Source organism: Elstera sp., from assembly GCF_044372965.1.
Taxonomy (GTDB): Bacteria; Pseudomonadota; Alphaproteobacteria; order Elsterales; family Elsteraceae; genus Elstera.
Map to the genome: position 1 here is coordinate 1 of NZ_JBILQX010000298.1, position 2,627 is coordinate 2,627.

Annotated in this window: 3 protein-coding genes; 1 reads left to right on the forward strand and 2 read right to left on the reverse strand. The window is 64.7% G+C overall.

Annotated elements, in window-relative coordinates:
* The coding region (locus tag ACIQ36_RS19860; RefSeq protein WP_395832588.1) for a LysE family translocator at positions 1 to 518 on the forward strand (518 nt) is incomplete at its 5' end.
* 9 nt (positions 519 to 527) lie between these two features.
* On the opposite strand, the gene ACIQ36_RS19865 is transcribed toward ACIQ36_RS19860, so the two are convergent.
* The gene (locus tag ACIQ36_RS19865) at positions 528 to 1,766 is read right to left on the reverse strand and encodes a UbiH/UbiF/VisC/COQ6 family ubiquinone biosynthesis hydroxylase (RefSeq protein ID WP_395832590.1); all 1,239 of its coding nucleotides are present in this window, start codon (positions 1,764 to 1,766) and stop codon (positions 528 to 530) included.
* A gap of 61 nt (positions 1,767 to 1,827) precedes the next feature.
* On the reverse strand, positions 1,828 to 2,490 hold the full coding sequence (locus ACIQ36_RS19870; RefSeq protein ID WP_395832592.1) for a hypothetical protein: 663 nt from the start codon (positions 2,488 to 2,490) through the stop codon (positions 1,828 to 1,830).
* Positions 2,491 to 2,627 lie beyond the last annotated feature (137 nt).

The window sequence follows — 2,627 nt, forward strand, 5'->3', positions numbered from 1 at the left end:
CTGCTGGCGGGGGGGGTGATCCTCGTGCGGCGGCGGCGGCGTCCTTGGTGTTGATTTTAGCAACAGCGCTGCTGGTGAATGGGGTTTTCAGCCTGCACCCGGCGGCGTTTGCGAGCGCTCAGCTTGCGGGCTGCCTTTATCTCGTTTGGCTTGCCGTGGGGATGATCCGGCGGATGCGGGCGCAGCGGGCCGATCTTGCGGGGGCGCTGCCGGTTCAGGCGGGGATCGGGCAGGGGTTTGTCGTTGCGATTTCCAACCCGAAGTATTTGGTTTTTTTCTCGTCGTTTCTGCCGCAGTTTTTGGATGTTCTGCCGACGCCCGGTGAGAGTCTGGCGCTTTTGGGCGGGATCTGGCTGTTTCTCGTATTCACGGCGCTCAGCGGCTTCGCCTATGCCGTCCGCCGCCTGATCCGCCCGAAATTTCACGGGCATCTTTTGTTGGGCGCGTCGTTCCTGCTGCTCGGGTTCGGCCTGTTTGGGGCCGGGTGGGCGGTGAAGCGGCTGCTGGTTTTGGGATGAGGGAGCGGGTTAAACCCGCTCGCCCCGCACCAGCTTCGGCTGATTCCCTAATACGCCCATCGCCTGCCGAATCAGAACGCGCTTCAGCGGTTCGATCCGGTTGACCACGGCAAGCCCCACATCGCGCGCGAGGCGGACCGGCGGGAAGTCGGTGGCGAACAGGCGGTTCAGCACGTCGGTCGCGGCGAGCATGCCGACGCAATCGGGCTTGCGCCAGGCTTCATAGCGGGCGAGCAGGGCGGGGGAGCCGAGGTCGGTGCCGGTGCGGGCCGCGTCCACCAGCAGTTCGGCCAAGGCCGCCACGTCGCGCCAGCCGAGGTTGACGCCCTGGCCCGCAATCGGGTGGACGCCGTGGGCGGAATCGCCCGCCAGCACAATGCGGTCGCCGTAGAAACGGTTCGCCATCAGCGCGGTCAGCGGGTAGTTCCAGCGCGGCCCCACCATCCGCATTTTCCCCAGCCAGGGGCCGAAGCGGCGTTCGATCTCGTAAGCGAAATCTTCGTCCGACAGCGCGAGGAAGCCCGGTACTTTCGCCGGGTCTTCGGTCCAGACCACCGAGGAGCGGTTCGGGTGCTCTAGCGGCAGCAGGGCGAGCGGGCCGATGGGCAGGAAGCGTTCGTGGGCGATGCCCTGGTGCGGCTTTTCGTGCTCCACGGCGCAAACGATGCCGGTTTGGTGATACTCGACACGGCGCACGGTAATCCCGGCCCAGTCGCGCGTCGGGCTGCTGCGGCCTTCCGCGCCGACCAGCAGCGGTGCGCGAAGACTGCGGCCATCCTCCAGCGTGAGGCCGACCCAGCCAGGGCCGCGCTCATAACCCGTCGTGCGGGCGGGGGCCAGCCAATCGACATTCGGGGTTTGCGCGACGATCTTATGCAGCGCCCGGCGCAGAAAGCGGTTTTCGATAATCCAGCCCATCGGCTCGTCGCCGACCGTGCGGTGATCGTAATGCAGATGCAGGCGCGACGGGCCGTCCGACACGCGAATATCGAGGATCGGGCCTTTTTCGACAATGGCATCCCAGACGCCGAGGCCGACCAGAACGCGTTTGGACGCCAGCGACACGGCGGAGCCGCGCCCGTCAAAACTATCCTGGGCTTGATCGGCGGGGGTGTCGCGGTCTATGAGCGCGACGCGCAAGCCCGCTTGCCCGAGGGCAATGGCGAGGGACGCGCCGACGAGGCCGCCCCCCAAAATCAGAATATCGTGCCGGTCAGCCGCCCCGGCGGGCGAGGGTGTCTTTGCCATGCCAGGGATACTGGTCCCGCCCCCGGCACTTGTCCAGGGGGCGGCCTGTCGCGGTGGAAAGTTAGGCTTCGGTCTTTTGCGTCGGGGCGGTGGCTTGATGGGTGCCGAGCCCCGTAATCGCTTTTTCCGCCGCAAGCTGGGCGCGGGCGCCGTCGAAACTCACCGAGAAGCCAGGGCCGGTGCTCACAAGCCCGGCGGCCTGGGCCTTCAACTGGGCGAGCGCTACTTTGGCCGTGCTGAGTTCATCCAGCGCTTCGGCAACGCCGGGGGTGCTGTTCAGCACCGTTTCAAGCTTTGTCGCGTCTTTGTAATTCGTCACCGTGATGCGCCCGCGCTCGTTCACGTCCAGGGTGGGAATCGTGGTCGCGTCCAGGCCGTTATCCGTCATCACCTGCTTCAGGTCACGGTCGAAGGCGGCTTGGCGCTTATCAACTTCGGTTTGAACCTTGCTAACATCTTCCGTGCGGGCGGCGATAATCTGGGCGGCAAAAGCGCTGCCGTAGGATTCACTCATGGCGATATCGCCAAGCTTCTGGGTGCCAGTCTGCTCGGTCGTCGATTTCACATAATCGCGGAAGCTTTTGCCGGTCGGCGTGCTGGTAACATTGCTATCGACAAGCGCGCTGCTCGATTGCGGGATAAGGCTGCTGCTGGCCTGCGCATTGGCGTCGGTCTTGGAGGAAAACAGGCTTTGGACCGTTTCCGTCAGCTTACGAATGCTCATTCCTACAACTCCTAGTCTTTTACCCGCAGTGGGCCGCGATGCTAGCGGGGCAGCAAAAAGGATGCCAGTTAAGTTTCGCTGAGGAGGGCTTTGAATAAGGCTTCCGCCTCCGGCCCATCCCACGGCGCATCCCCTTC

Bases quoted from the DNA above. Each gene is read 5' to 3' on its own strand.
- ACIQ36_RS19865 (WP_395832590.1), bottom strand. From the start codon at position 1,766: ATGGCAAAGACACCCTCGCCCGCCGGGGCGGCTGACCGGCACGATATT.
- ACIQ36_RS19870 (WP_395832592.1), bottom strand. From the start codon at position 2,490: ATGAGCATTCGTAAGCTGACGGAAACGGTCCAAAGCCTGTTTTCCTCC.